This window comes from Streptomyces nojiriensis (assembly GCF_017639205.1).
Classification (GTDB): Bacteria; Actinomycetota; Actinomycetes; order Streptomycetales; family Streptomycetaceae; genus Streptomyces; species Streptomyces nojiriensis.
In genome coordinates, this window is the sequence record NZ_CP071139.1 from 7,585,673 (window position 1) to 7,611,343 (window position 25,671).

Annotated in this window: 22 protein-coding genes; 8 read left to right on the plus strand and 14 right to left on the minus strand. The window is 74.1% G+C overall.

Annotated elements, in window-relative coordinates; genetic code table 11:
• Window positions 1–242: 242 nt before the first annotated feature.
• The 4 genes from JYK04_RS34990 to JYK04_RS35005 all read right to left on the minus strand — a co-directional run bounded on the left by JYK04_RS34990 (window position 243) and on the right by JYK04_RS35005 (window position 4,773).
• The gene (locus JYK04_RS34990) at window positions 243–1,622 is read right to left on the minus strand and encodes a DUF1996 domain-containing protein (protein ID WP_189741901.1); all 1,380 of its coding nucleotides are present in this window, start codon (window positions 1,620–1,622) and stop codon (window positions 243–245) included.
• Between the two features lie 9 nt (window positions 1,623–1,631).
• Window positions 1,632–2,291: a DUF4142 domain-containing protein gene (locus tag JYK04_RS34995; RefSeq protein WP_229876081.1), complete on the minus strand. Its 660-nt coding sequence runs from the start codon at window positions 2,289–2,291 to the stop codon at window positions 1,632–1,634.
• A gap of 904 nt (window positions 2,292–3,195) precedes the next feature.
• Window positions 3,196–3,885 (minus strand): sigma-70 family RNA polymerase sigma factor, encoded by a 690-nt coding sequence (locus JYK04_RS35000; protein ID WP_189741897.1) that lies wholly within the window; start codon window positions 3,883–3,885, stop codon window positions 3,196–3,198.
• Window positions 3,886–4,035: 150 nt separating this feature from the next.
• Complete coding sequence (locus tag JYK04_RS35005) at window positions 4,036–4,773, minus strand: hypothetical protein (RefSeq protein WP_189741894.1); 738 nt, start codon at window positions 4,771–4,773, stop codon at window positions 4,036–4,038.
• 204 nt (window positions 4,774–4,977) lie between these two features.
• On the opposite strand from JYK04_RS35005, the gene JYK04_RS35010 reads away from it, so the two are divergent.
• Window positions 4,978–6,183, plus strand: a complete 1,206-nt coding sequence (locus JYK04_RS35010; RefSeq protein ID WP_229876072.1) for an MFS transporter — start codon at window positions 4,978–4,980, stop codon at window positions 6,181–6,183.
• On the plus strand, window positions 6,180–7,271 hold the full coding sequence (locus JYK04_RS35015; protein WP_189741891.1) for a sugar ABC transporter permease: 1,092 nt from the start codon (window positions 6,180–6,182) through the stop codon (window positions 7,269–7,271). The genes JYK04_RS35010 and JYK04_RS35015 overlap by 4 nt, the downstream gene beginning before the upstream one ends.
• A gap of 172 nt (window positions 7,272–7,443) precedes the next feature.
• On the opposite strand, the gene JYK04_RS35020 is transcribed toward JYK04_RS35015, so the two are convergent.
• On the minus strand, window positions 7,444–8,655 hold the full coding sequence (locus tag JYK04_RS35020) for an acyl-CoA dehydrogenase family protein (protein ID WP_229876069.1): 1,212 nt from the start codon (window positions 8,653–8,655) through the stop codon (window positions 7,444–7,446).
• A 144-nt stretch (window positions 8,656–8,799) separates the two neighbouring features.
• Here JYK04_RS35020 and JYK04_RS35025 point away from each other — a divergent pair, with 144 nt between their 5' ends.
• The 4 genes from JYK04_RS35025 to JYK04_RS35040 all read left to right on the plus strand — a co-directional run bounded on the left by JYK04_RS35025 (window position 8,800) and on the right by JYK04_RS35040 (window position 13,730).
• On the plus strand, window positions 8,800–10,620 hold the full coding sequence (locus JYK04_RS35025; RefSeq protein WP_189741886.1) for a CoA transferase: 1,821 nt from the start codon (window positions 8,800–8,802) through the stop codon (window positions 10,618–10,620).
• On the plus strand, window positions 10,617–12,293 hold the full coding sequence (locus JYK04_RS35030) for a class I adenylate-forming enzyme family protein (RefSeq protein WP_189741884.1): 1,677 nt from the start codon (window positions 10,617–10,619) through the stop codon (window positions 12,291–12,293). The genes JYK04_RS35025 and JYK04_RS35030 overlap by 4 nt, the downstream gene beginning before the upstream one ends.
• A 115-nt stretch (window positions 12,294–12,408) precedes the next feature.
• A complete protein-coding gene (locus tag JYK04_RS35035; protein WP_189741881.1) occupies window positions 12,409–13,368 on the plus strand; it encodes a MerR family transcriptional regulator in 960 nt (319 codons plus the stop codon).
• Window positions 13,365–13,730: a hypothetical protein gene (locus JYK04_RS35040; protein WP_189741878.1), complete on the plus strand. Its 366-nt coding sequence runs from the start codon at window positions 13,365–13,367 to the stop codon at window positions 13,728–13,730. Before JYK04_RS35035 ends, JYK04_RS35040 begins: the two co-directional genes overlap by 4 nt.
• Window positions 13,731–13,836: 106 nt before the next feature.
• On the opposite strand, the gene JYK04_RS35045 is transcribed toward JYK04_RS35040, so the two are convergent.
• The 4 genes from JYK04_RS35045 to JYK04_RS35060 all read right to left on the minus strand — a co-directional run bounded on the left by JYK04_RS35045 (window position 13,837) and on the right by JYK04_RS35060 (window position 16,935).
• Window positions 13,837–14,649, minus strand: coding sequence for a metal ABC transporter solute-binding protein, Zn/Mn family (locus tag JYK04_RS35045; protein WP_189741875.1), 813 nt, complete (start codon window positions 14,647–14,649; stop codon window positions 13,837–13,839).
• On the minus strand, window positions 14,607–15,485 hold the full coding sequence (locus JYK04_RS35050) for a metal ABC transporter permease (protein WP_229876052.1): 879 nt from the start codon (window positions 15,483–15,485) through the stop codon (window positions 14,607–14,609). The genes JYK04_RS35045 and JYK04_RS35050 overlap by 43 nt, the downstream gene beginning before the upstream one ends.
• Entirely contained in the window at window positions 15,482–16,117 is a 636-nt protein-coding gene (locus JYK04_RS35055) for an ATP-binding cassette domain-containing protein (protein ID WP_189741872.1), read from the minus strand. Before JYK04_RS35055 ends, JYK04_RS35050 begins: the two co-directional genes overlap by 4 nt.
• A gap of 161 nt (window positions 16,118–16,278) precedes the next feature.
• Window positions 16,279–16,935, minus strand: a complete 657-nt coding sequence (locus tag JYK04_RS35060) for a DUF2278 family protein (protein ID WP_189741869.1) — start codon at window positions 16,933–16,935, stop codon at window positions 16,279–16,281.
• Between the two features lie 152 nt (window positions 16,936–17,087).
• Here JYK04_RS35060 and JYK04_RS35065 point away from each other — a divergent pair, with 152 nt between their 5' ends.
• Window positions 17,088–17,507 carry a TOBE domain-containing protein gene (locus JYK04_RS35065; RefSeq protein WP_189741866.1) on the plus strand — a complete coding sequence of 140 codons (420 nt, stop codon included), beginning with the start codon at window positions 17,088–17,090 and terminating at the stop codon, window positions 17,505–17,507.
• Between the two features lie 27 nt (window positions 17,508–17,534).
• Here JYK04_RS35065 and JYK04_RS35070 read toward each other — a convergent pair whose 3' ends face one another.
• From JYK04_RS35070 to JYK04_RS35080, 3 genes are all read right to left on the minus strand, one after another.
• Complete coding sequence (locus JYK04_RS35070) at window positions 17,535–17,975, minus strand: molybdopterin-dependent oxidoreductase (protein WP_189741863.1); 441 nt, start codon at window positions 17,973–17,975, stop codon at window positions 17,535–17,537.
• Window positions 17,976–18,058: 83 nt separating this feature from the next.
• Complete coding sequence (locus tag JYK04_RS35075) at window positions 18,059–20,827, minus strand: molybdopterin-dependent oxidoreductase (protein WP_189741860.1); 2,769 nt, start codon at window positions 20,825–20,827, stop codon at window positions 18,059–18,061.
• Window positions 20,824–21,648 (minus strand): FAD binding domain-containing protein, encoded by an 825-nt coding sequence (locus JYK04_RS35080; RefSeq protein WP_189741857.1) that lies wholly within the window; start codon window positions 21,646–21,648, stop codon window positions 20,824–20,826. The genes JYK04_RS35075 and JYK04_RS35080 overlap by 4 nt, the downstream gene beginning before the upstream one ends.
• Window positions 21,649–21,874: 226 nt before the next feature.
• Between JYK04_RS35080 and JYK04_RS35085 the strand changes: the two genes are divergently transcribed.
• Entirely contained in the window at window positions 21,875–23,344 is a 1,470-nt protein-coding gene (locus JYK04_RS35085) for a PucR family transcriptional regulator (RefSeq protein WP_189741854.1), read from the plus strand.
• 24 nt (window positions 23,345–23,368) lie between these two features.
• Here the strand turns inward: JYK04_RS35085 and JYK04_RS35090 are convergent, their stop codons facing one another.
• Window positions 23,369–23,767 (minus strand): TOBE domain-containing protein, encoded by a 399-nt coding sequence (locus tag JYK04_RS35090; protein ID WP_189741851.1) that lies wholly within the window; start codon window positions 23,765–23,767, stop codon window positions 23,369–23,371.
• A 108-nt stretch (window positions 23,768–23,875) separates the two neighbouring features.
• Window positions 23,876–25,636 (minus strand): Ig-like domain-containing protein, encoded by a 1,761-nt coding sequence (locus tag JYK04_RS35095; RefSeq protein ID WP_189741848.1) that lies wholly within the window; start codon window positions 25,634–25,636, stop codon window positions 23,876–23,878.
• Between the last annotated feature and the right edge of the window lie 35 nt (window positions 25,637–25,671).

Sequence of the window (25,671 nt, forward strand, 5' to 3'; positions counted from 1 at the left end):
CGGGCGTGTGCCGGCCGGTGTGCCACCAGGCCCGGCCGGGCCGGACCGGTGCCGTACGGTGCGCCACCGGGCCCGCCCGTCTCACGCAGTACGCCGCCACCGGGATCCGGCAGCGGCGTACATATACGAGCGGTGTTGGCCCGAAGTCGGCTTCGGACCAACACCTGTCCCGGGCCGGACACCGGGGTTGGGGGAGAGGAGGGGCGTCCGGCCCGGGAGCGGAGGGGAGGCCGCCGCGGGGGTCAGCGGCAGTTCTGCCCGTTGTTGATGCAGTTCACGGCCTTGTTCATCAGGCCGTTCGACATCACGTTGATGAAGTCGCCGTGGTCGGTCGCCGGCTTGTGGAGCTGCTCGGGGAAGCTGTCCACGGCGAACCGGGCACCCGGTGCCACCCCGTAGGTGAGGCGCATCACCAGCTGCGGCATGGCCTTGAAGCCGTTCGGGCAGCGGCCGTTCTTGTCCGCGAAGGCCACGTGCGTGCGGTGGTTGGCGCTGTCGACGTTCTTGCCGTCAAAGCAGCTCTGGAAGTTGAAGGTGCGCACCACGTCACTGCCCTTCGGGCAGACCGGGTACTTGTCCTTCAGCTGACGGTTCTCGAATCCCGTGCAGCTCCAGGAGGCGTTGGCGTTGGCGTTGCCGTTGGTGAAGGCCTTGGCGTCACCGGTGATGACGCGCATGAAGCGGGGCATCGCCGTGACCTTGTCGACCGGACTGCCCTTGAAAGTGAGCGACACCTGCTTCGGCTTGAGGATGGTGCCGACGTTGGCGTCCTGGCCGCCGCCGGGTGCCTTGGCGTCCTTCTCCACCTTGCCGTCGCGCAACCGCAGCACGGGCCAGTAGTACGTGGACTGGTCCCCGTTGCCGCAGGTGGTGCCGGACGCGGCGAGGCTGCCGTTCGTGGAGAAGGCGTCGGTGGTCAGGTTGCCCACGTAGTCGTGCATGTGGTGGGCGCCGTTGGAGACGCCGGGGGCGACGATGACGTTGTCGGGGTTGAAGTGGCCGTTCTCGTTGCGGCCGCACTGCGAGGTGAAGGAGCCCTTCGAGGCGTTTCCGGCCTGGGCGGGATTCTTCACGTTCGGCTTGATCTTGGTGATGCTGACGAAGTCGCTCTTCGCCGGACCGCCCTTCTGCGCGGCGGCCTGGGCGGCCGCGCCCTGCTCGCCCTTGCTCGCGGCAGCTGCCGCACCGTCATCCGCGGCGGCCGCCTGCTTCATCGTGCACGCGGCCAAGCCCTCGATCTCCTTGGGACGTTGGCCGCCGCGGCCGATCGCGTCGGCCACGCCCGCGATGGTCTTGTCCCGCTTCTGCTTCAGATCACCGAGGAGGGCCGCGTCGCCCTTCGCCTTGCCGGCGGCGAGCTGCTTGGAGGCCTCGGCGACCTGGTCGTCCAGCTTGGCGAGGTTCGCGTCGACCTCGGGCTTGGCCTGTTCTGGTACCGCGGTGAGTTTGTCTCCCACGTCGGGGCAGACGATGGTGGACGTCATCTGGCCCGCCTTGTCGTCCTGGCCGGCGGACGCGTTCCCGGCGACGACGGCGACCCCGCCACCGCCGAGTACGAGCGCGGATATCACGCCCAGGACCTTGTTCGACAGGCGTGAGCGTTTGTGGCCCTTTTTACTCATGCGATCACTTCACTTCGTCGGTTGGACATTGTCGGAAAGGGCGTCGAAGTCGACGAGGCCGGTGTCTTCGAGGACCGTGATGTGGTCCAGAACCGTGGTGTTGGCGGACGTGGCGAGGGCCCGGACCATTGAGTTCTTGGTCTGTGCCCGGATCTGGGCCAGCAGGGCGAACACCTTTCCGTGAGCTCGGCGCAGCAGCATGACGAAGAGCCGTTCGTACTCTTCGCCGCGCGCCCGGTTCAGCTGTCCCAGCCAGTCCTGCTGCTGTGCGGAGGGCTGGTTGGGCAGGTCGACGCCGAGAGCCTGGCCGACCTGGATGACCTGCCGGTCCAGCTCGGTGTGGCCGTCTATGAGGTGCTGGCCGGCCGTCTTGATCGCGGGTCGGGACCCGCGCTGCTGGGCCTGGCGGCCGGCCGGCAGCTCCCACAGGCCGGCGAGCCGGACCTTGCGGACGAAGTCCCGGTCCGCGGCGGTCAGCGGTCCGAAGGCCGTGCTCAACGTTCCGCCGCCGTCGTCGTCGGCGCCCGCCGGACCCGCCGTGCCCGCCGGACCAGCCACGGCGGCCGCGGGCCGGCTGCCGAAACTGTTCACGGGTATGAGAAGCGCGATCAGGGTGAGCGCAAGTGCGGTGATGACCAGGCCGCTTCCGATCGTGTATCGCGTGGCCAACGACAAGCTGCTGATGGATCTCCGCCGCAATGACGGCACTGTGCCTCCTCGCTCCAAGGGCCGGGAGGGGGTGGCGGGGCAGGAGGGGCCGCACATGCTGTGCGGAGCGCACCCGCATTCCCGGGGTGTCACGGGACGCTAGTGCCGGGCGCGGCGACGAGGCCGGAGGACATCACCATCGGATAAACATCCCGGCGACTGCGCGGAAGGCTGATATCTTGCGGCGCGCCCGGACATCCGGCCGCGTGGCGCCGCCGTGCCCTGCCATGCCCGGGTGCCGTCCGGCCGTGCCCGCGTGCCACCGGCCCCGCTACGGGACCGGATCAGGCGTCAGAGGCGTCCACGAGGTGGCCGAAGGCCAGGCGCGCGCCACGGCGCGCGCCGAGTCGGCCGACCACCCGGCCGTCCCGGCTCCGGATGCGGCATGGCGGCGCGTCGCAAGGGCACCGGCCGCCCCCGCTCGCCGGTGTGGACCGTGATGGAACGGATCCGCTTCTCGGGCACGGAGTCCATCGCCTCGTACGCGACCGGTGCGCCGGGCACTCCGCGGAGAGCCGGCTGCCGCGCCGCGGCTCACCGGTCGCCGTACGGGCCGTCCGCGGGGCCGCGCCCACGGCGGGGGAGGCGGGCGCGGTGCCGTGACCGTCCGCGTCGCGGAAGGGGAAGTCCACGCCGTCCTGGTCCTGCACGGCCGCGGCGATCGGCCGTGTCGTCGCCGGTGAGCAGCACCGGCACCTTCACCGCGTCCGGCACCGGAGGAACGGATCGCAGCGCAGTCCGGCTCCGTGCCCGCGTCCTGAACGCCCGTACCCGCGCGACGAGTTCCCCGTCCAGGGGGGTACCGACGCGGGAGGGCTGCGGGCGCACCCGCCGCCCGCAGCCCTCCCGTCGGCCGTCCGCAGGATCAGGCGAGCGCCGCGGCCGCCGCCAGCATGCGCTCCGGGGTCCGTTCGTGCCGCGGCGCCGGCGGCTCCGGAGCCGGATCGGCCGTACGGGTGTCCGTCAGGAGCGCGATCAGGGAGGTACGGGCGCGGGCGACGCGGGAGCGGACCGTACCGATCGGGCAGCCGACGGCCGTGGCGGCCTCGGCGTAGGACAGGCCCAGCAGCTGGGTCAGGACCAGGGCCTCCCGGCGCTCGGCCGGGATCACGGCGAGCAGTTCCGCCAGGGCGATGCCGTCCTCGAAGCCCGGCACGTCGTACGGCTGGGTCTGCTCGGCGGCCGCCTGCCAGTCGCAGCGGTCCGAGAGTCTCGGCCGCGCGGCCGCGTGGCGCAGGCTGTCCACGACCGTGCGGCGGGCTATGGACAACAGCCACGTGCGCGCGGAGGAACGGCCCTCGAACCGGTGCAGGCTCGCCAGCGCCCGGAGGAAGACGTCCTGGGTGAGGTCGTCGGCCGCCTGGGTGTCGGCACTGAGGTAGGCCACGTAGCGCCAGACGTCGCGGTGGAGCGCGCGCACGAACCGGTCGGTCTTCACGGGATCGCCGTCACGGGCGTCCAGCGCCAGCCGGGTCACCGCCGCGTCGGAGTCGGGGGTGCGCCGGGCCGGCCGGTCGCCGGTGGTACAGGAGGGGGTCGTCAGGGCAGCAGTCATCGCCACAAGGTCCTTACGGGCAAGGGGAGTCCGGCGCCGCGAGCGGCGGGGCCGGTGAGGAGTTCGGCCGGCGAGAAGGCATGGCCGAGGCCCGAGGCGCGGTGGTGCGGGTGCGAGAGCGGTCGCGGACGCGGCTCGGGGAACCAGCTGTCAGAGGACAGCGGTTCCCGCCGGCGGACCCCGCGAGGTGATGGCGTGGACGAGGAAGAGCCGGCGCGGCGCGCGGTGGCGGCGCCGGCGGCGGATCCGGACGGGCCGCCGGTGTGCGGGTACCGCCGTACGGAGCAGGAGGCGCAGGGGGGTCCAGAGGCGGCCGGCGACGGCGCGCACCACACGGAAGACGGCCCGCTCGCCGTGGGCGAGCCAGAGCCCGCACATCACGGCGGCCAGCAGGTGCGCCGCCAGCATGCCGACCGGAGACATGGCGGCCGCCTCGTGCACACCACCCGGAAGCGGCCCGCCGGCCGCACCCGTCACGGCGGACGCGGCGTCCGCCGCCCCGTGCAGGGCGTGGTGCAGGTGGGCCGGGGCCTCCGGCATACCGGCGGCGGGCGGCTGCGACATCCGCACCATCGACGACATCGACGACATCGACGGCATCTGCCCGGATCCGGTCGGAGCGGCCGGCCCGGCGAGGGACTGGGACAGGGAGAAACCGGCGTGGAGCACCGCCTGGACGGCGACGGCCGCCGTCGTCACGGCGAGCAGCCCGCGTTCACGCCCCGCGAGGGCCCAGGCCGTCGCCGCCGTGCCCGGGAAGGCGACGGACAGCGCCCACCAGGGCACTGCCGCACCCGACATGAGCAGGTGCCCGGTAGCCGCGAGCAGCACGCAGAGGGCTGCGAACATCGCAGCCCGGAGGGCGCGGAAACAACGGACCGGGTTCATCGAGGGCTCATCCTTGCACCGGCCTCCCGAGCCGCACATCAGGGTGCGCACTTCCGGACAAGTTCCCGCGGTCCGGCCTGTCATGGCCGGGCCGCCCGCCTCGTGTGGTGCAGGGCACAGCGGAGGGAGGGAACCTGCCCGCCGCTCCATCCGACTGCCTACCCGCTCGGTCGAAGAGTTCAACGTCCTGGGAAGGGAGACTTCGTGACGGCGGAGGGCACGGCGACCGCATCGCCGGCGGAGAAGGACGGTGCGGCGGGGCGGCAGTTGACCGCGCTGCTCACCTGCGCCATGGCGTTCTCGATGCTGCAGCTGTTCCTCCTCGGGGCGCTGGGCCCGCGCCTGGTGACCGAACTCGGCGTGTCCCCGGCCGTGCTGGGGCTCACGACCACGATCGGCTTCGGCACCGCCGCCGTCCTGTCCCCGGCGGGCGGCCGGATCGTGGACCGGATCGGTCCGCGGCGCTCACTGGTGGTCCTGCTGCTGGTCTCCGCGGCGGCCCTCGCCCTGATCGGCGCCGCGCCCGGCGCCGGCCTGCTGCTCGGCGCCGTCGCGCTGGGCGGCGTACCCCAGGCGCTGGCCAACCCGGCCACCAACAAGGCCGTGCTGCGCGCCGTTCCGCCCGCCCGGCGGGGCGCGGTGACCGGGCTCAAGCAGTCCGGGGTCCAGCTCGGCGCCTTCGCTGCCGGGCTGCCGCTCGCCCTGCTCGCGGGCGGCATCGGCTGGCGGGGCGCGGTCTGGACCGGCGCCGGCGCCGCCCTGGTCGCCGGGCTGTGGGCCCTGCGCGTACTGCCCGCCGACCCCGCCGCGCCGCCCGCGGGGCCCCGTACGGCTCTCGTGCCGCGGGGGATGGTGGCCTGGCTGGCGGTCTTCTCGCTGTTCCTCGGCGCCGGGATCGCCTCGGTCAACACCTACCTCGCGCTCTTCGGGGCGCAGCGCCTGGACATGGGCCCGACGGCGGCGGCCGCCCTGGTCGCCGTACTGGGCGTGGCGGGGATCGCGGGCCGGGTCGGATGGTCGAAGGCGGCCCGGCCCGGACGGGCCGAGTGGCTCCCGGGCTGGCTGGCCTGCGGGGCGCTGGGCGCGGCGGCCCTGCTGGCGGCCGCCCTGGTGGCGGGCCCGCTGGTGTGGGTCGGGGCGATCGCCGTCGGCGTCTTCGCCGTCTCCGGCAACGCCGTCTCGATGGTGCTGGTCATGCAGCGGGCCGCCCCCGGCCGGGCCGGACAGGACTCGGCGCTGGTCGCGGCCGGGTTCTTCGGCGGGTTCGCCGTGGGACCGCCGCTGTTCGGGCTGCTCGCGCAGAGCGGACGGTACGGGCCGGGCTGGCTGCTGGTCGCTGCGGAGTTCGCGGTGGCGGCGGCCGTAGCGTTCCTGTGGGCCGTACGGGACCGGCGGGAGGGCCCGGCATGAGCACGGGCGGCGCCTGGCAGGGCCCGGCCCTCGCGGCCGTCATGGCACGGGTGGCGGTGACCGCCGAGGCGGTGGGCCCCCGCTTCCCGCTGTACGCCGAGCCGGACGGCGGGCGGTGGACGACCACCGGCCGCGGCTCGTGGACCGGCGGGTTCTGGGCCGGGCTGCTCTGGCTGCGGGCCCGGTACACCGGCGACGCGGCCGACCGGCGCGCCGCCGCCGCGTGCACGGCCCGGCTCGAACCGTGGGTACGGGCCGACACCGCCACCCGCGGCCTGATCCTCTGGTACGGGACCGCTCCGGCCGGGGACGATGCCGCGGCCGCCGAGCTCCGGGGCCGCGGCGCCCACGCGGTGCTGTCGGCCTACGACCGCGAACTCGGGCTCGTGCCCTGGGGGGACGCGCTCGGCGGGCCCCGGCTGCTCGCCCGCGTGGACGGGGTGCCGGGGACCGTACCCCTGCTGGCCGGAGCCGGACCGCAGGGCGCCGCCGCGGCGGCGGCCCACCTCCACCGCCACCTCGATCTCTGCCTCGGCGCGGGCCGGGACCGCTCGCTGCGGCCCGCCCTGCGCTTCGACGCGGCCGCGGGCTGGCAGCCCTGCGCGGACCCGCCGCCGGGCTGGAGCCGGGGCCGGGCCTGGCTGCTGCTGGCGGTGGCCGACGCCCTGCTGCGCCCGGACCCGGCGACGCCCGGCCCGGCCGGCCGGCTCGCCGAGGCGGCCGAACTCCTCTCGGCGGAGGGCGAATTCCCCGCCGGAGGGCTCGTCCCGGCGGCCGACGCCGCCCGGCCGGACGGGCCGCTCGACACCTCGGCCGCCGCGATCACGGCGGTCGCCCTGCTGAAACTCGCCCGGGTGCCCGGCCCCCGGGCGGCCGCGTACGGGCACCGGGCCGGGGCGATCCTCCACCGCCTCGCGGAGGACCACCTCACCGGCACGGACTCCGGGCGCCCGCCCGGGATGCTGCTGGACGGCTGCTACGACGCCGGGAAGGAACTGGCCGTCCGGCACGAGCTCGTCTGGGGCGACTTCTTCCTGGCACTCGGCCTCGCCGCCCTGCACGGAGCCGTCGACATCACCGGCGTCTAGGGAGTGCCTGGGCCGTCTCTTTCGGATCTTGCCGGGCCGGCGACGCCCGGCACCGCACCTGGCCGCGTTGTCGGGGCGCCCGAGTACGTCCCGTACACGGCGCGCCCCTCTGCCTTGCCCTGTACGGCACCGGACGCCGCGGGCTCGGCCGACAAGATCCGAAAGAGACGGCCTACGCCGTCACCGGGCCGCCGTCCGTTGCGTAGCCGCGCAGGACCCGGCGGGCCACGGAGGTGATGTGGAGCTCGTCCGGCCCGTCGAGGATGCGGGCGGCCCGGCCGGTGCGCAGGAGTCCGGGCAGGGGGGTGTCCGGACCGAGCCCGGCGGCGCCGTGGACCTGGATGGCGGAGTCGGCGACCTGCTGGAGCATGCGCGCGGCGGCGACCTTGGCGAGCCCCACCTCCGTACGCGCGTCCCGCCCGGCGGCGATCAGCGCCACCGCCTCGTGCACCAGGGGGCGGGTGGTGCGCAGGGCGAGCAGGGCGTCGAAGACATGCCCCTGGATCAGCTGCTGGTCGGCGAGGGGCCCGCGGGACCCGCTGCGGGTGGCGGCCCGCTCGCACATGAGGTCGAAGGCGCGCCGCGCCTGGCCGAGCCAGCGCAGGCAGCGCAGCGTACGGCCGAGCTGCAGCCGCTCACCGGCGATGGCGAGCGCGTCCCCGGGCTTCCCGAGGAGGTGGTCGGCCGGGACCCGGACCCGGTCGAGCTCGATCTCGTACTGGCCGCCCGCACCGAGGACGGGGAGTTCGCGTACGACGCGGAAACCGGCCGACGCGGTGGGCACGAGCAGCAACGACAGCCCCTCGCGGTCACCGGCGCTCCCGCCGGTGCGGGCCATCACCGTCACCAGGTCGGCGCCCGCGGCGCCGGAGGTGAACCACTTGCGGCCGCTGACGAGCCAGCTCCCGTCCGGCCCGCGCTCGGCCCGGGTGCCGGTCCGCGCGGGGTCGGTGCCGGGGACGTCCGGCTCGGTCATGGCGTAGCAGGTCCGCATCTCCCCGGCGACCAGCGGCTTCAGGTACGCCTCCCGGACCGCGGTCCCCCCGTGCCGCCCCAGCATCGTCACGTCGAGCAGCGGGGCGGATCCCAGCGCGGCCGGGCCGTGGTCACTGGCCCCCTCCGTCTCGGCCAGTGCGGCGTACGCCCCGAACCCCAGGCCGCCGCCGCCCAGTTCCACCGGGAGCGGCAGCGCCCACAGGCCCTCCTCCCGGGCCTGGCCGCGCAAATCGGCCAGCGCATCGGCCGCGGCGGGCCCGCCCGCGTCCAGCACCGCTTCCCGGGGGATCACCCGGGAGCGGACGAACCGGTCGATCCGCTCCCTCAACTCATCCGGCCCCGCAGCCTGTTGTGCAACCGAGGTGTGGTCCGTGCCTGGATCCGTCACTTCTTTCCTCCTCATTCCCGGGAACTCGTGGGAACACCCGACCGACTCACTGTCCGTGGAACTGGTCGGGTGCGGACGCTCCCGGGTTCCCCAGATTCGGCAAGACCCGGGCGCCGGCCACCGCCGCGCCAGGAGAGGAGAGGCATGGCGTCACCAGCAACCACGCAGACGGTCCGGCCGCTCGACACACTGCGCTTCGACACCTCGGGGCCCCCGCAGATCACGAGCGTCATCGCCGACCACCTGCGGCTGCTCGGCGCGCGGACGGACCGCCCCGCACACGGGGACGCGTCCACCGGCACCGCCACCGACACCGGTGGCACCACGCTCACGGGCTGCGGTTTCGAACCGGCGCACGCGAGCGCCACCTGGGCGGATCCCCTGAGCGGGCTCGTCGACGAGGCCACGGTCCAGGCCGCCACCGGCATCATGGCCGTACACGGCCGGCGCGACGGCGGCCCGCGCGGCCTCGCCGTCGACTACGCGGCCACCGCCACCGGAGTCCTGGCCGTCCAGGGGCTCCTCGCGGCTCTCGTGGGCCAGGCCCGCGGCGGGGCCGCCCGCGCGGTCAGCACCAGCGCGGACCGGGCGGGGCTGCTCGCGGTCTCCCAGTACCTCGCCGCCACCGGGGCCGACGAGGGCGAGGCCGCCGAACTCGCTCCCGGAGGACCCCCGTTCACTTCCGCCGACGGTGTCCTCTTCGAACTGGAGACGCTCGATCCGGGCGCCTGGGCGGCCTTCTGGAAGGCCCTGGAGGCGCCCCCGGAGGCCCTGCGGGCCGGCTGGCGGCCCTTCCAGTTCCGCTACGCCACCGCCTGCGCCCCCTTCCCGGCGGCCCTCCACCTCACGGCCCGGTCCCACCCCTGGGAGCGGATCCGCCGGGCCGCGGCCGCATACGGCACCGAGGTGTGCGCCCTGCACCCGCTCGCTCAACGGGCCGCGGAACGGGCCGCGGAACGCGACGGCGCCGCCCCCTGGTCCCTGTCACGGTCGGCCACCGGGCGTCTCACCGCCAGGTCGGCCCGGCTGCCCGGCGCGGCACCGTCCGGCGGGCCCCTGGCCGGGCTGACCGTGCTGGAGGCGGGCCGCCGCATCCAGGCCCCGCTCGCGGCGCATCTGCTCGGGCTCCTCGGCGCCGACGTGATCCGGATCGAACCCCCGGGCGGCGACCCGCTGCGCGGCATGCCCCCGGCCTGTTCCGGGATCTCGGCGCGCTGGCTCGCCCTCAACCGGGGCAAGCAGGCCGTGGAGATCGACATCAAGAGGGAGGCCGACCGCCGGCGGCTGCGGGAGCTGGCGGCCGGGGCCGACGTCTTCCTGCACAACTGGGCGCCGGGCAAGGCCGCCGAGCTCGGCCTCGACTCCGGGGACCTCGCACGGGTCAATCCCGCGCTCGTCTACGCGTACACCAGCGGCTGGGCCGACCGGATCGAGGACGCCCCCATGGGCACCGACTTCATGGTCCAGGCCCGTACGGGCGTCGGCGAGGCCGTCCGCCCCGAGGGCGAGGCCCCGGCGCCCTCGCTGATGACCCTGCTCGACGTACTGGGCGGGCTGCTCGGCGCGGAGGCCGTCCTCGCCGGTCTGCTGCTGCGCGAGCGCAGCGGCCACGGCGTACGGGTGGACTCCTCCCTGCTCGGCGCGGCCGACACGCTGACCGCCCCCGCCCTGCGCCGGGCGGCCCGCGGGCAGAACCCCCGGCGGCCGGCCGGATTCCGGCTCCCGCGGCCGACGGCGGACGGCTGGCTCGCGCCGGCCGACGCCGACGCCCGCGCGGTGGCCGACCACGACCTGGGCGGCCTGTCCACGACCGAGGCCCTGGCCCGGCTGCACGAGCACGGCCTGACCGCGACCGCGGTCACCACCGAGCTGTCCGACCTGCATCACGATCCGCGCTTCCCCGGCTCGATCAGCCGCGACGCGCACGGCGCCCCCGCAGTCCCCGACCCCTGGAGCTTCGTATGACCGCCGACCGGCTCGTACTGCACGACCTGCTGCCCGCCGAACTGCGCCGCTCCTGGGTGGTCGACGGGACCTGCCCCGACCTCGACCTCTACAGCCTCTTCCGAGCACGCCAGATCTCCGACCTGCACCGCACGGCCGTCCTCGATGCCAAGGGCAAGCTCTGCTACACCGCGCTGGACCGCAAGGTCCGATGTCTGGCCACCGGCCTGCGGGAACTGGGCATCGGCCCGGGCGACGTGGTCGGCGTACAACTCCCCAACAACCGCTTCGCCGTCGTCGCCGATCTCGCGCTCGCCGCACTCGGCGCGATCGCGCTCCCCTTCCCGGTCGGCCGGGGCGTCCTCGAAGCGGAGTGCCTGCTGCGCCGCGCCGAGGCCGTCGCCGTCATCGCGGCCACCGAGCACCGGGAGTTCCGGCACGCGGCGGATCTGAGCACGCTCGCCGGGGCGCTCCCGGCCCTGCGGCACGTCATCGCCGCCGGTCCCGGAGCCGTGCCTGAAGGAACGATTCGGCTGTCGGGGCTGCTGCGGTCCGACCCCACAGGATTCGTCCCCGCCCGGCCCGATCCCGACAGCGCCGCACGCATCCTCGTCTCCTCCGGCTCCGAGGCCGAGCCGAAGATGATCGCGTACTCGCACAACGCGCTGGCCGGCGGGCGCGGGAACTTCCTCGCCTCCCTCATCCCGGACCGCACCCCGCCGAGCTGCCTCTTCCTCGTACCGCTGGCGTCCGCCTTCGGGTCCAACGGCACCGCCGTCACCCTCGCCCGGCACGGCGGCACCCTCGTCCTGCTCGACCAGTTCAGCCCGGACGCGGCGATCGCGGCGGTACGCGAACACCGGCCGACGCACATTCTCGGCGTGCCCACCATGATCCGCATGATGCTCGAACGCCTCGACGGGACGGACGAGAAGCTGCCCGCGCCCACCGCACTGGTCCTCGGCGGCGCGCCGCTCGACGAGACCACCGCGGCCGCCGCGGCCGAGGCCTTCGGCTGTCCCGTGGTGAACCTCTACGGCTCCGCAGACGGCGTCAACTGCCACACCGGACTGGGCAGCACGGTGCCGCCCACCGACGGATCCGGGGTGGTCGCCGGCCACCCCGACCCCCGGGTCGCCGAGATCCGCATCGCCGACCCCGACACGCACGAACCGCTGCCCGACGGCGCCGTCGGCGAGATCATCTCGCGCGGCCCGATGACCCCGCTGTGCTACGTGGGCGCACCCGAACTGGACGCCCGCTACCGCACGCCCGACGGCTGGGTCCGCACCGGTGACCTCGGGTACCTCGACTCCGACAGCGTCCTGCACATCGTCGGCCGCCTCAAGGACATCGTCATCCGCGGAGGCGCCAACATCAGCCCGGCGGAGGTGGAACGCGAACTCACCGCGCACCCCCAGATCCGGGACGTGGCCTGCGTCGGCGTGCCGGACCCGCTGATGGGGGAGCGGCTGGCGGCCTGCGTGGTGCCGCGCGGAGGGCAGCCCCTCACCCTCGCCTCCCTCGGTGAACACCTCACCCGGCGCGGGCTGGAGCGGAACAAGCACCCCGAGCGGCTGCTCCTGATCGCCGAACTGCCCCTGACGGCGGCCGGCAAACCGGACCGCGCCGCCCTGCGCGAGCGCCTCGCGGCGACCGCCGCGGTGGCTGCGCCGCTCGCCCAGGCGGGATGACGCCCGGGTCCCGGCGGCCGGACACCTGCCGCCGGGCCCCCTCCCCGCACACGAACGACGGCGAGCCCCGGGCCCTGGTTGAGTCTCCCGTGGGGGGAGACAGCAAGCTGGGGGCATGGACCGCGACATGCTCCATTCCATCGGAGACCTATCCCGCCGGACCGGCCTCACCGTGAAGACCATCCGGTTCTATTCCGACCAGGGCATCGTCCCCCCGACCGACCGCAGCCCAGCGGGCTACCGCCGCTACGGGCCCGACGCGCTCGCACGCCTGGACCTCGTCCGCACCCTGCGCGATCTCGGGCTCGACCTCGCGACCGTCCGCCGCGTCCTGGACCGGGAGATTTCCCTGCAGGACGTCGCAGCAGCACATGCCAACGCCCTGGACGTGCAGATCCGTACGCTGCGCCTGCGCCGGGCCGTGCTCCGCGCGGTCGCCCGACGCGGCCCCACCCCCATGGAGATGGACCTCATGCACCGACTCGCCACGCTCTCCCGGGCCGAACGGCGCCGACTCGTCTCCGGATTCGTCGACGACGCCTTCGAAGTCCCGCACGACAACCCGGAGTTCGAGACCCTGATGCGGTCCGTCACGCCCGAGCTCCCCGACGATCCCACGCCCGAGCAGGTCGAGGCCTGGGTGGAACTCGCCGGACTCTGCCAGAACGAGGACTTCCGTGCCGCGCTGCGCCGCATGGCCGCGGAGCAGGCGGAAGAGCCCGTCCGGCAGGACGTCGGCACGCTGCACGACACCCTCAACCGGGCGATGCGCGAACGCATCGCCGAGGCCGTGTCCGCCGGCCTGGTACCGGCCGCGGCCAACGGCATGTTCCTGGCCGACTCGCTGGGCGGCCTCTACGCCCACGCCTTCGAGTGCGCCGACGAGGGCGATCTGCGCCGCTGGCTCCTCGCCCGGCTGCGGACGACCGCCGACCCCCGCGCCGAGCGCTACTGGCAGCTCCTGGCCGTGGTCAACGGCTGGCCCGCGTCGCCGACGCTCGCCCCCGTGTACCCGTGGTTCACCACGGTCTTCGCCAAGGGCGACGCCGACCACGAGAAGGGCCTGACGCGATGAGGACGCGCAAACTGACCTTCGGTCTGTACGCTGACGAGCAGGGGCTGGCGTGGGTCGGGCGCCTCGTCGAGGACGCCGTGCGCTCCCGCAACGCCCGTAACACCCGGATCGTCAGTGCGACCGTCGTGAACTCCCTCCCCGGAGACGAGGGTTCGACCGCGCACGCGTACGACTTCCTCGCGCAGCAGTGGGCCGTGGAACACCCCGGGCAGAGCAGCGGCGAACGGCAACCGGGCGAGCTGCGCGTCCGGCTGGTGTGCTCCCGGCGGGCGCACCGGGTGATCCGCAGGACGGTGATCAGCGCCTTGTGCCCCGAGGACACCGCCCCCCACGCCTGCCGTGTGCCCTGGACGGCCTGCTGAGTACCCGAGCGGGTGCCGGGTACCGCGCCGATACGGCTGCCGAATCCGGTTCCCCGTACCGGCCCCATTCGGGCCCGCACCGGCCGGTGCGGGCCCGGTGGGCTGCTCAGGAGCCGCCCATGGCCTTCTTCAGCTCGGCCGCGGCATTGCGGTAGACCGCCAGCAGGTCCAGGTCCTCCCCCGGATAGTTGACGATCTTCACCTGCTTGGCGCCGGAGTCGGGCAGGACCGTGCCGGTGGACATGTGCGCGTTGTCCAGCACCAGCTCCGGCTTCTTCGCCGCGAGCTCGGCCAGCTGCGCCGGGGTCACGGCCTCGGGTCCGTAGGTGCCCACGGGGGTGGCACCCGCGAGCTTCGCCGCCCAGGTGGTGAAGACCTGGCTGACGACGGCGGGGCTCCTGCCGCCCGGCCAGGCGGCCTGGACGTCCTTGTTCAGCTTCGTGTACTCGGTGTCGAAGCCGGTCTTCCACTGCGTGGCGGCCTCGGGGGTGCCGAACAGACCGGCCAGCCGGGCCACTTCGGCGGACACCTTGGTGGGATCGTTGTCGAGTTCCACCTCGACCAGCTTCGCCTTCGAACCCGCGGCCTCCTTGATCTTCGCGGCGTACGGCTCGAAGGGCGCGTAGAGCACGAAGTCGGCCTTGGCCACGGCTGCCAGGTCCGATGGCTTGGGATCGTAGTCCGGGGCGTGGTGGACGGACTGCGGCACGATGACCTTGACGTCCTCGGCGCCCGCAGCCTTGGCGAAGGCGCCCTCCCAGGTGGTGGTGACCACCACGACCGGCTTCTTGGCCTGCGGCTGCGTGCCGTCCTGGGACTTCGCGTCCTGAGGTGAGGGGGTGTTGCCGCAAGCGGCGGTCAGAGCGAGCGCCGCGCTCAGTGCGAGGAGGGAAGGGATACGGACGCGGGTGCGCGCCATGAGCTGATTCTCCGTTCGGGTATGAAATGCACCGCGAGGACCAGCGCCCCCGCGGTCAGGACGAGGACCGGGCCGGGCGGCCAGTCCAGCCACAGGGCCAGCAGGAACCCCGTCAGGTTCACCGCCACGCCGATGCCGACCGCCCAGAGGGTGATCGACTTCAGTGAGCTGCCCAGGCGGCGGGCGGCGAGTGCGGGCAGCAGGGTCAGGGCGTCGACGAGCAGCGCGCCGGTCAGTTTGATGGCTCCGGCGACCGCGATGGCGACCAGGACCAGCAGTGCGGCCGTCAGCGCCCGCACGGGTACGCCGGAGCACAGGGCGAGCTCGCGGTCGTACAGCAGGAGGCCGATCTCGCGCCGGCGCCACCAGAACAGGCCCGGTACGACGACGGCCAGCACGCCCAGGACGACGAGGTCGGCCGGGCCCACCGAGAGGATCGAACCCCACAACAGGGCGAAGGCTCCGGAGGCGTTGACCCCCGACACGGCCAGCAGGAGCAGCGCCGCCGCGATGGCCAGGCTCATGAGCAGGCCCATGGCCCCCGACAGGCCGTCCGGGGTCCGGGCGAGCGGGGCGACGCCCGCGCCGGCCAGCGCGCAGGCCACCAGCGCGCACAGCATGGGGTCGAGTCCGGTGAGCAGTCCGACGGCGATGCCCAGCAGGGCCACGTGCATCATCGCGAACCGCACCGGCATGATGTCGAGCCCGACGATGACCACGCCGATGACCGGCAGGCCGATCGCGGCCAGCAGCAGGGCCGCGCCGGCCCGTTGTACGGGCAGCAGCTGGAGGAGCTCACCGAGGTCGGCGGTGGCCAGGTGCGCGGCGAGGTTCACCGGACCTCCCGCAGGTGGCCCGCGGCCATCTCCAGTACCCGGTCGCAGCGGTCCGCCAGCGCCCGGTCGTGCGTCACCACGATCAGGGTCACCGGCAGGGTGGTGAGGACCTCCGCGGCCTCCGACTGCCCGTCGAAGTCGAGGGCGGCGGTCGGCTCGTCCGCCAGGAGCAGCTCGGCTCCCGCGGCGATGCATCCGATCGCCCGGGCGAGGTACATACGCTGCAACTGGCCGCCGGAGAGGGTGTGCAGGGGCCGCCCGACGAGCGGACCCACACCGAGCCGCTCCGCGGCCTCGGCCGCCTCCGCCGGAGCGTTGCTGCCGGCCAGCAGTTCGGCGCCGAGCAGGGGGAAGCGGCCGGCGGCCGGCTTCTGCGGGATCCAGGCACAGGCCCGGCGCCGCCAGGCCCACTCGGCGGGTGACCGGCCTCCCCGGCCGCCGACCAGGATCGAGCCCGTCGTCTGACGGTGCAGACCGAGGACGGCGCGCAGCAGCGTCGTCTTGCCCGAGCCGTTGGTGCCGGTCAGGGCCACGCGCTCACCGGCGGCGATCTCCAGATCGACGTCCGAGACGGCCTCCACCCGGCCGTGCCGGCACACGACCTCCCGCATGCGCACATCCAGTCCGCCCATCTCACGCCTCCTCCGCCGCGAGGGAAGGCGAGGATCCGCCTCCCACGCGGCAGTAGTCGGACGGAGGGCGCCCGGAGTTCCCGGCGGACCGGGACCGATTCCGCGGAGGCCCGCACCGTCGATGCGGGCGGAGGCGGATCCCGAGCCGACTGCGGCCGATTTCAGATCGGGTGGCCCTCGGCGTCCGTGTGGTCCTTCTGGCCGGAGAACTTGTTCAGGAACACGTCGAAACGCCCGTCGGGGCGGCGGGTCATGGTCGCGCCGTCCTGCCAGATGCCGTTCTCGGGCCACCACTGGCTGCCGTACGCGTCGCCCTGGTTCTGGTGGATGTTGTGGACGCCCAGCCCGGTGTCGAACGGTTCGCCGAAGACCAGGATCGGGCGTCCGACGGCGAGGATCGGCTCGAAGGCGTTGGCGGCCTGGACATTGGAGCCCGAGGTCCAGGGCGGGGACGACTTCAGCAGCCGGTCGAGGAGGTCGCCCAGCGGGCCGGGCAGCCACCCGGGCCACTCCTGGAGCCTGCGCAGGGCCGGATGGCGGAGGTAGTCGAGGGCTCCGGACCTGGGCACGCGGTCGAGGTCGTGGAACCCGGGCGCCATCGCGGCCACCGGGCCGAGCGCCGCCGCGTCCACGGTGAAGACCTTCCACTGCACACCGGTCTCCGAGTCGTGGCTGTCCACGTCGACGGCGCACTTGTACCGCCCGTCCGGGGCGTCGACCCGGAGGTTGACGTGGAACCAGGCGCCCTCCGTGTCGGGGGTGTCGCGGAAGTGCTCGTGCAGGGTGCCGGCCAGCACGCCGTAGCGGTCGAATGGCATGTTCCCCAGTGAAGCACCGGGCCAGCCGGTCGGGTGGTTCTGGCGCGCGGGCACGAGGGGCATCGGGCCGGAGCCGATCGGATGGCCCTACGTTCGGTCCCGTGCGGCCCCTCCGGGCCGCGCGAGGCGCCTACGCAAGGGGTCGAACCATCATGAGTCTCAGCATCCGCAACCAGCTCGCGGGCACCGTCACCGCCGTCACCGTCGGCGAGGCCATGGCGACGGTCAAGGTCCGTCTGGACGGCGGTCAGGAGATCACCGCCGCCATCACCGCCGACGCGGTCAAGGACCTCGGCATCACCTCGGGCTCCGCGGTGAAGGCGCTCGTCAAGGCCACCGAAGTGGCCCTGGCCACCGGCCCGGTCGAGAACATCTCCATCCGCAACCAGATCCCGGGCACGGTGTCCGACGTCGCCGTCGGCCCGGCCATGGCCGCCGTGAAGGTCAACGTGAACGGGGGCGGGCTGACCGCGGCCGTCACCGCCGACGGCGTCCAGGCGCTCGGCCTGGCCCCCGGCTCCTCCGTCGTGGCGCTGATCAAGTCGACCGAGATCTCCCTCGCCGGCGCCTGAGCCGTCGTGCCGTCCCGGTGGTCGGGTTCAGGTGCCCGGTGCTGCCAGGGCGCCGAACCATACGTGCGTGACCGCGCTGACGTAGCGGGCCCCGCACCGGTCCGAGGGGACCACCAGCTGGGCCCCGGACTCGTCCAGGTCCGCCCCGTCCAGGCGGGTGGCCAGCAGCACCGGACTGTCCCCGAAGTCGGCGTCCAGCTCGGCCCAGGCGAGGACGCTGTGGTGGCCGTCCCCGCCGCTGACCGCCAGCAGGAAGCGCGACCGGTCCTTGCGGCGCCGGGCGTCGAAGGCAGGCCCCGCGCTCGCGACCACGTCACGCAGCAGCACGCCCTCGAAGACGTGGTGCTGCGGGCCGTTCGTCGCGCAGTCGAAGACCACCTTGGCCCGGTGCTGCTCCCATTCGCGCAGGTCGGCCACGCTGAGCAGGGCCGGGCGGTCGAGGTCGCCGTGCAGCATGAGTTTGGCCATACGAGCCCGATTCCCAGCTCCCGCCGCCCCGGAAACGTATCTGCCACCCTCATCTCACCATGTGAGTCGCAAGTGAGTCTCTTCTAGCCCTTGGCGGCTTGCATCTTCTGCCACACGACATCCCTCGTCACCGGCATCTCCGTGAACCGCACCCCGGTCGCGTCCCGCAAGGCGTTGGCGAAGGCAGGGCCCACCGGGTTGAAGGGGCTCTCGCTCATCGACTTGGCGCCGAGCGGGCCGATCGCGTCCGAGGTCTCCATGAAGTGGACCTCCGTGCGCGGGACGTCCGCGTACTGCGGGAGCCGGTATCGGCGGAACGCCGCCGTGGTGACCTCGCCGCGCTCGTCCACCCGTACCGTCTCGAAGAGGGTCGCGCCCAGCGCCTGGGCCACACCGCCCTCCACCTGGCCGCGGCACTGCATCGGGTTCATGACCTTGCCCGCGTCCGCCGCGTGCACACTGCGCAGGATCTTCATCTCGCCGGTGTGCGGGTCGACGGCGAGGCGGAACCACTGGGCGTTGAAGGCCACCGAGCGGGGGGAGCCGGTCCAGTGGCCGTCCGCGGCCATCTCCTCCAGCTTGCCCTGGTCGTACGCGGCCTCGTACAGCTCCTTGAGGGTGACGGTCCGGCCCGCGCAGTCGAAGGATTCGGGCCCCAGCCTGCACAGGTGCCGGGCCACGCCCGTGTGCCGGGCCGCGAAGGTCTGCAGACGCTCCGCGAGCGAGTTCGCCGCCAGCATCACCGCCTTGCCCGCCACCACCGTGCCGGCCGAGCCGAACGCGCCGGTGTCGTGGCGCACGACGTCCGTGTCCGACTGGCGGACCGCGATCCGGTCCACCGTCGTGTTCAGCGCGCCGGCCGTGATCTGCTTGTGGACGGTGGTCGTGCCGTTGCCGAACTCCGCCGTGCCGACCGCGATGTCGTACGTGCCGTCGCGCAGCAGGCTGATCCGGGCGTCGGCGAAGTGGCCGCCCGGCGGGCCGGTCGCGATCATGGCGACCGCCGATCCGGTTCCGGTGAGCCAGCCCTCCGGGACGTCCTCGTGGCTGCGGTCCTCGGCGATCGCCTTGCGCACCACGTCCATGCACTGCTTCATCCCGTACGAGGCGATGAACAGGTCCTCCTCGTGGCCGATCGGGGTGACCATGTGGTCGCCGGCGCCGATGACGTTCTTCTCGCGCAGTGCGAGCGGGTCCATGCCGAGCCGGACGGCGAGCTCGTCCATCGCCGATTCGAGGGCGAAGAGGACCTGGCCCAGGCCGTAACCGCGGAAGGCGCCGGCCGGGACGCCGTTGGTGTAGACGGAGTACGCCTCCACCTCCTTGTTCGGCGCCTTGTAGACGGCGAAGGACTCGCCCACGCTGTGGAACATGACCGCCGGGCCGTGGTTGCCGTAGGCGCCGGTGTTGGAGACCACGCGGATGCGCAGCGCGGTGAGCGTGCCGTCGGCCTTGGCACCGATCTTGATGGTGATCTTGAAGGGGTGGCGGGTGGTGGCACCGTAGAACTGCTCGGCCCGGGTGAATTCGAGTTTCACCGGCCGGCGCAGCTTCAGGGCGGCGAGGACCACGATGTCCTCGGTGAGCATCTCCTGCTTGCCGCCGAACCCGCCGCCCACGCGGCCCGCGACGACGCGGACCTCGTCCTCACCGAGGTCGTAGAGGGCGCACAGCGCCCGCCGGGTCAGGAAGGGAGCCTGCGTGGAGGAGCGGACGGTGATGCGCTCGCCGTCGCCCTCCTCCTTGGGTTCGAAGTACGCGACGCTGCCGTGGGTCTCCAGACTGGCGTGCTGCACGCGCTGGGTCTGGAAGGTCTCCTCGTAGACGACGTCCGCCTGCGCGTACCCCTTCTCCATGTCGCCGATCGTGTTGTGGACCTCGCCGCACACGTTGTTCTCGGCGCGGAAGATCCCCGATTCCGGGCCCTTGGGGTGGAGGACGGGGGCGCCCGGGAGCATGGCCTCCTCCGGGTCGATGACGTACGGCAGCTCCTCGTACGTGACGACCACCCGCCGGCAGCCCTCCTCGGCGGCCCGCTCGCTGTCGGCGACGACGGCCGCCACGCGCTGGCCGACGAAGCGGACCACGTCGTCCAGGACGCGGGTGTCCATCGGGTCCTCGGTCGGGTGCTCGTGGCGGGCGGACGAGTACAGCCGGTCGGGGGCGTCGTGGTGGGTGAGGACCGCGTGGACCCCCGGGACCTGGAGGGCGTCCCTGGTGTCGATGTCGACGATCCGGGCGTGCGGGTGCGGGGAGCGCAGCAGCTTCATGTGCAGCAGCCCGGGCACGTCGACGTCGAAGGTGTAGCGGGCGGTGCCGGTGACGACGAGGGGACCCGCGGGGGCGCCCAGGGACCTGCCCACGGCCTGCCCGGCCTCCGGGGCCTCGGTGTGCTTGACCCCGCGCACCGCGTCCTCGATGGCGCGGTAGCCCGTACAGCGGCAGATGTTGCCCTTGAAGGCGCGCGGGAGGTCCTGGAGCTTGCCGTCGTCGTGGGCGGTGCCCTCCTCGGCCTGGAGGGCGGCGGTGGTCATCAGGAAACCGGCGGTGCAGAAGCCGCACTGGAAGCCCTGGGCGTCCAGGAACTGCTGCTGCGCCGGGTGGAGCTCGCCGCCGGAGCAGGCCAGGCCCTCCACGGTGGTGACGCTGCGGCCCTCTGCGCGGACGGCCGGGTAGAGGCAGCTGTGCACCGGCTGCCCGTCGACGTGGACCGTGCACGCCCCGCAGTCGCCCTGGTCGCAGCCCTTCTTCACGCCGAACCAGCCGCGTTCGCGCAGGTAGGTGCGCAGGCACTGGCCGGCCCGCGGCTCGGTGTCGAAACGCCGCTTGTTGATCTCGATCTCGTACGTCATCGGTGGTCCTCGGTGGTGAGCTCGCGGCGGATCTCCTCGGCCAGGCGCAGGGCCATGTGGCGCCGCCATTCGGGCAGCCCGTGGATGTCGTCGTACCACTCGTCGGGCCGGACGGCGCGGTCGATCGCCTCGCGCAGTTCGGCGGCCGTGGGCGGCAGCGCGAACCAGAAGCGGAACGGGCGGGTGGTGGCGGCGGAGACCGTGACGGCCAGGGAGCCGTCGGCGGGGTCGCAGGCGCCGATGACCAGCGCGCCGGAGCGCCCGAGTCCGTAGAGGGACGCCTGGCGGAAGGCCGTACGGGAGTCCAGCGCGTTCGGAGGCAGGCGCACCGACCGCAGCAGCTCGCCCTCGCGCAGGTTCTTCACGCCGGCGCCGAGGATGAACTCGGTGACGGGCATCCGGCGGGTGGCGCCGTCCTGGCCCTGGAGCAGGACGGTGCCGTCGAGGCCGGCCGTGAGGGAGACCATCGGACCGGCGGGCAGGCCGTTGCAGAGGTTCCCGCCGACCGTCGCCATGTTCCAGATCTTGAAGCTGGCGAGGAAGGCCCGGCAGCACTGCTCGAAGAGCGGGGCGGCCGTGGTCGGCAGGGTCCGGGCGAACCGCGAGAGCTCGGTGATCGTGCAGGTCGCGGCGATGTCGAGGGAGCCGTCGGGCTGCCAGGACAGCGGCGGCCAGCCCATGCGGGAGAGGTCGACGAGGCGGCGGATGTGCGGCTGGGGCTCGGAGAAGAGGTACGTGCCGCCGCCGAGCCAGGCGTCGCCGGGACGCCAGGGTTCGCGGCGGCGGGCGTCGCGCACGTCGAGCACCGTGTTGAGATCCAATTCGCGCCACCGGCCTTTCTGGCCTGACAGGGGGTTTCAGCCAGTGAAGCAACGCGAGCGGGGGCGAAACGACTGGTCCCGGCCACGGAATCGGACGAGCCCGAAACCCTCCCGCCTGGAGGATCAACCAAGAGGCCTATCGGGTACTTCGCCTTGCATTTACGATGGCTCAGCCTCTGTTCACCTCGCGAATGTGGGCGCCCGCCCGCCGCAAGGAGTCCCCGCCATGCACGTCCTCGACCTGCTCCAGCTCGACAGCCTCGGTCTCCACCTGCTCTGGGGCGAGGAAGCCCTTCTCGGCCAGGAGGTCGCCGGCGTCACCGCCACCGACCTGGAGGAGCCCGGCCGCTTCCTGGGGCCGGGGGAGCTCGTGCTGAGCGGGCTGGTGTGGTGGGCCGAGGGGGACGTGGCCAAGGCGGACCGCTTCGTCGGCGCGCTCGCCGACGCCGGAGCCACGGCGCTGCTGGCCGGGGAGGAGACCCACGGCAGGGTCCCCGACGAGGTCGTCGCCGCCTGCCGCAGCCACCGGGTGCCACTCGTGGCGGTGCCCGCGCGCACCAGCTTCCGGGCCGTGACCGAAGCCGTGTACCTGCGCCAGTGGGGAGACCTGAGCCGCCGCCCGACCCGGCTCTTCGCACTCCCCGAGAACGTGCGCGGCGAGCTGAGCCGGCTCGTGGAGGCAGGGGCCGGCCCGGACGAACTCCTCGACCGGGCGTGCGCGCACCTCGGCCGGGTGTCCTGCTACCTGCTGACCGCCAGCGGACGCACGGTGGCCCGTACGCCGTCCGCCCCCGAGCTGCCCGCCCGGCAGGCGTCGGCGGCCTCCGCGCGGGGCGGGGTCTGGCTGCGCATCGAGACCGAGAGCTCCCCGTACGACGCCTGGCAGCTGCACGTGCCGGACCCGGACGCGGCGCCCCCGCGGGTGCTCCACGAGATCGCCGAGGTGCTCGCCCAGAGCCGCAGCGGGCAGAACCGCCGGCTCACCGCGGAGCGGCTGGCCGGGCAGGAGCTGATCGGCGTGCTGGAGGGGACGCTCGCGGGCCCCGCCGCGGCCGACACCGGAGCCCTGGAGGAGGCGCTCGCGGGCGCCGGGCTGCCCGTCGGAGGGGCGTACCGGGTCCTGGCGGCGACCTCGGGCGACGCCCTGGCGGAGGGCCTGCGCCACCTGGAGAACGCCACGTACGCCGTGGGGCGTTCGGCGGCGGTGCTGCACGAGGACCCGGCCGGCGCGACCGACCCGGCCGGCGCACTGCGCGCGGTGTGGCCGATGCTCCAGCAGTGCGGGGGACCGCAGGCGGAGCTCCGGCTGGGCCTGGGCACGCGGGCCGAGGGCCTGGAGGGACTGCGGGCCTCGCTCAGCCAGGCCCGGTTCGCGCTGACCTCGGCGGACGAGGCGGTCCCGGTGCGCGGGGTCGAGCAGCTGGACACCCTCGGGGAGTTGATGGCCGGGATCCCGCCGGAGGTCCGGACGGTGTACGGGACGCGGACCCTGGGGGTGCTCGGGGACGGGATGCTGCGGGAGACCCTGGAGGTCTTCCTGGCCAACAACTGCTCCTGGGCCCGCACGGCGGAGGCGCTCCACCTGCACGTGAACACCGTGCACTACCGGATCGAGCGGGTGGAGGTCCTGACGGGCCGTGACCTGTCGCGTCTCGACCACAAGTTGGACCTGTACGCGGCGCTGCGCTGCGGATGACCGCGCGGCGGGGCAGGAAGCCCCCTACGGCAGGGCGATGTGGACCTCGGTGGACTTCACCCGGGCCGTGACGGTCGAGCCGACCACGATGCCGAGCTGCTCGACCGACTCCCTGGTCACCACGGAGACCACGTGGTGCGGCCCCGACTGGATCTCCACGCGGGCCGCCACCTCGTCGAGCCGTACCGCGGTGACGATCCCGGCGAAGGAGTTCCGTACGGAGGTCAGGGCGGTGCCGGGCGGCAACGGGTGCGCTCCGGCGGCGCGTTCCTCGGCGAACGCGGCGAGGACCACGCCGTCGACGGACCGGGAACCGTCGGGCGCGCGGTCGGCCGGCAGCCGGCCCGTCTCGGCCCACCGGCGGACGGTTTCCGGGCTCACGCGCAGCAGTCGGGCGGCAACGCCCATGGAGTACGACGGCACGCCCGCAGCATAGGCGGTGCCGCTCCGGCCGCGAACGCCGAGGCACCCGGGACCGATCGTCCCGGGTGCCTGTGCGCCACAGCGGCCGTGGCTACGGAGCGGGTGCGGCTACGGAGCGGGGCGGCACTGGCCGGACCGGGGCCCCTGGACGACGGTGCCCGTCTGCTCCAGCCCGGGTGCGTTGCCCTCGCAACGCAGCGGTCCGGTGACCCGGTTGGCCCGGAACGCCGGGACGTCCGCGCCGGGCAGCGGGCCGCTGCCGCTGTTGCCGTCGATCCGTACCGGTCCGGTGACCGTGTTGGCGGAGGCCTGGAGGCCACCGGTGTTGCCTTCGAAGGTCAGCGGACCCTGGAAGGTGTTGCCGCCGCAGGCGGTCGCCCCCTCGTCCGAGCCGGCCAGGACGTGGCCGGTGCTGCCCGATACGGAGACGGGGCCGGTGAGCTGCGAGCCGCAGAGGGCGAGGGCCAGGGCGCCTTCGGCGGACACGGGCCCGGTGACACGGGCGTCCGTGATCGCCAGGGACCCGCCCGGAGCCACCTTGACCGGGCCCGTCTGGCTGCCGCCCGAGGCGATGCAGAGCGCCTGTCCGGCGGCCACCGTCAGGGCGCCGACGCGCGCCGTCGTGATGCACGGCCGGCTGAAACCGACGGTGACGGAGGCCGGGCCGGCCGTCGCGCCCGGGGTGTGGCTCGCGTCCCCGCCGTACGTCGCGGTGATCGCGTGGGAGCCGGGCCGGAACGCGGCGGTGCGCAACCGGGCCTGCCCGCCGTCGAGCGGCACGGTCGCCAGCGCGGTGGTCCCGTCGAAGAAGGTGACCGTCCCGTCCGCCGTGCCCGCGGCCGGATTCGCCGGGGCGGCGGTCGCGGTGAGGGTCACGGGGTGCCCGAACAGCGGTGCGTCCGTGTCCGTGGCCACCGTGAGCGAGGTCCCGTACCGGAACGAGACGACCGCCTTGCCGTTGCCGCGGTTCACCCCCGGCAGGAGGACGGCATCGGTGGCCGCGGGAGCCGCGAAGCCGCTGCCGCCCCCGCCGCCGGCCCCGTACAGGTTGTCGGGGTTCCCGCCGCCGGAGCCACCGCCTCCGCCGAAGTAGCCGCCGCCACCGCCTCCGCCGCCGTTGCCACCGCGCGCGCCGTTGCCGCCGGGGCCGCCGCTGCCCGGGTTCGGCTGCCCGGTGTTGGGGTCGATGTCGCTTCCGGATATTCCGGGGCCGCCGAGGGGGGAGGTACGGCTGCCGGTGCCGTGCGCGGTCTGGGTCGCGCCGCCGCCTCCGGCGCCGGATCCTTCCGGACCGCCGCCCTGGCCGCCCGGTTCACCGGCCGGGCCGCCGCCGTGGCCGCCGCGCAGCAGGGGCCCGCCGTTGCCCGCGCCCCCGCCGCCGCCGGCGACGAGGACCCGGTCGGCCGGCCCGAAGGCGCCGATGCGCACATCGGTGGCGCCGCCGCCCGAGCCGCCCCCGCCGTGCGCACCGCCGCCGCCGGCCCCGTGGCCGGTGCCGCCGGGCCGGGCGTACTCGCCGCGCCGCGAACTGCCGGAGCTGCCGGCGCCGCCCACCGTGATCTGCAGGCTCTGGCCCGCGCTCACGGCGAGGGCCGCGCGGGTCTCGCCGCCGAGTCCGCCGGGCGCCCCCTCGTTCGGGGGGTTCGGGGTGACGAAGCCGGCCGCGCTGCCGCCCTCGGCTCCGAACACGTCGACGGAGACCGCGCTCACGCCCTCGGGGACGGTGAAGGTGTCCGTACCGACCGCCGTGTAGGTGCAGGTGGGGGGCGAGGCGGTGAACGTGCCGCCCGCACCGCAGGGCGACGGCGCCCCGGCCGGGTCGGCGGTCGCGGGTGCGGCCGCCAGTACGGCCGCCAGCAGACCGGTCACACCGGCCGCCACTGCTGTCTTTGATCTGAAAATGC

Bases quoted from the DNA above. Each gene is read 5' to 3' on its own strand.
- JYK04_RS35000 (WP_189741897.1), bottom strand. From the start codon at position 3,885: ATGACTGCTGCCCTGACGACCCCCTCCTGTACCACCGGCGACCGGCCG.
- JYK04_RS35045 (WP_189741875.1), bottom strand. From the start codon at position 14,649: ATGGCGCGCACCCGCGTCCGTATCCCTTCCCTCCTCGCACTGAGCGCG.
- JYK04_RS35030 (WP_189741884.1), top strand. From the start codon at position 10,617: ATGACCGCCGACCGGCTCGTACTGCACGACCTGCTGCCCGCCGAACTG.
- JYK04_RS35055 (WP_189741872.1), bottom strand. From the start codon at position 16,117: ATGGGCGGACTGGATGTGCGCATGCGGGAGGTCGTGTGCCGGCACGGC.
- JYK04_RS35065 (WP_189741866.1), top strand. From the start codon at position 17,088: ATGAGTCTCAGCATCCGCAACCAGCTCGCGGGCACCGTCACCGCCGTC.
- JYK04_RS35015 (WP_189741891.1), top strand. From the start codon at position 6,180: ATGAGCACGGGCGGCGCCTGGCAGGGCCCGGCCCTCGCGGCCGTCATG.
- JYK04_RS35085 (WP_189741854.1), top strand. From the start codon at position 21,875: ATGCACGTCCTCGACCTGCTCCAGCTCGACAGCCTCGGTCTCCACCTG.
- JYK04_RS35075 (WP_189741860.1), bottom strand. From the start codon at position 20,827: ATGACGTACGAGATCGAGATCAACAAGCGGCGTTTCGACACCGAGCCG.
- JYK04_RS35040 (WP_189741878.1), top strand. From the start codon at position 13,365: ATGAGGACGCGCAAACTGACCTTCGGTCTGTACGCTGACGAGCAGGGG.
- JYK04_RS35025 (WP_189741886.1), top strand. From the start codon at position 8,800: ATGGCGTCACCAGCAACCACGCAGACGGTCCGGCCGCTCGACACACTG.
- JYK04_RS35060 (WP_189741869.1), bottom strand. From the start codon at position 16,935: ATGCCATTCGACCGCTACGGCGTGCTGGCCGGCACCCTGCACGAGCAC.
- JYK04_RS35070 (WP_189741863.1), bottom strand. From the start codon at position 17,975: ATGGCCAAACTCATGCTGCACGGCGACCTCGACCGCCCGGCCCTGCTC.
- JYK04_RS34990 (WP_189741901.1), bottom strand. From the start codon at position 1,622: ATGAGTAAAAAGGGCCACAAACGCTCACGCCTGTCGAACAAGGTCCTG.
- JYK04_RS35035 (WP_189741881.1), top strand. From the start codon at position 12,409: ATGGACCGCGACATGCTCCATTCCATCGGAGACCTATCCCGCCGGACC.
- JYK04_RS35005 (WP_189741894.1), bottom strand. From the start codon at position 4,773: ATGAACCCGGTCCGTTGTTTCCGCGCCCTCCGGGCTGCGATGTTCGCA.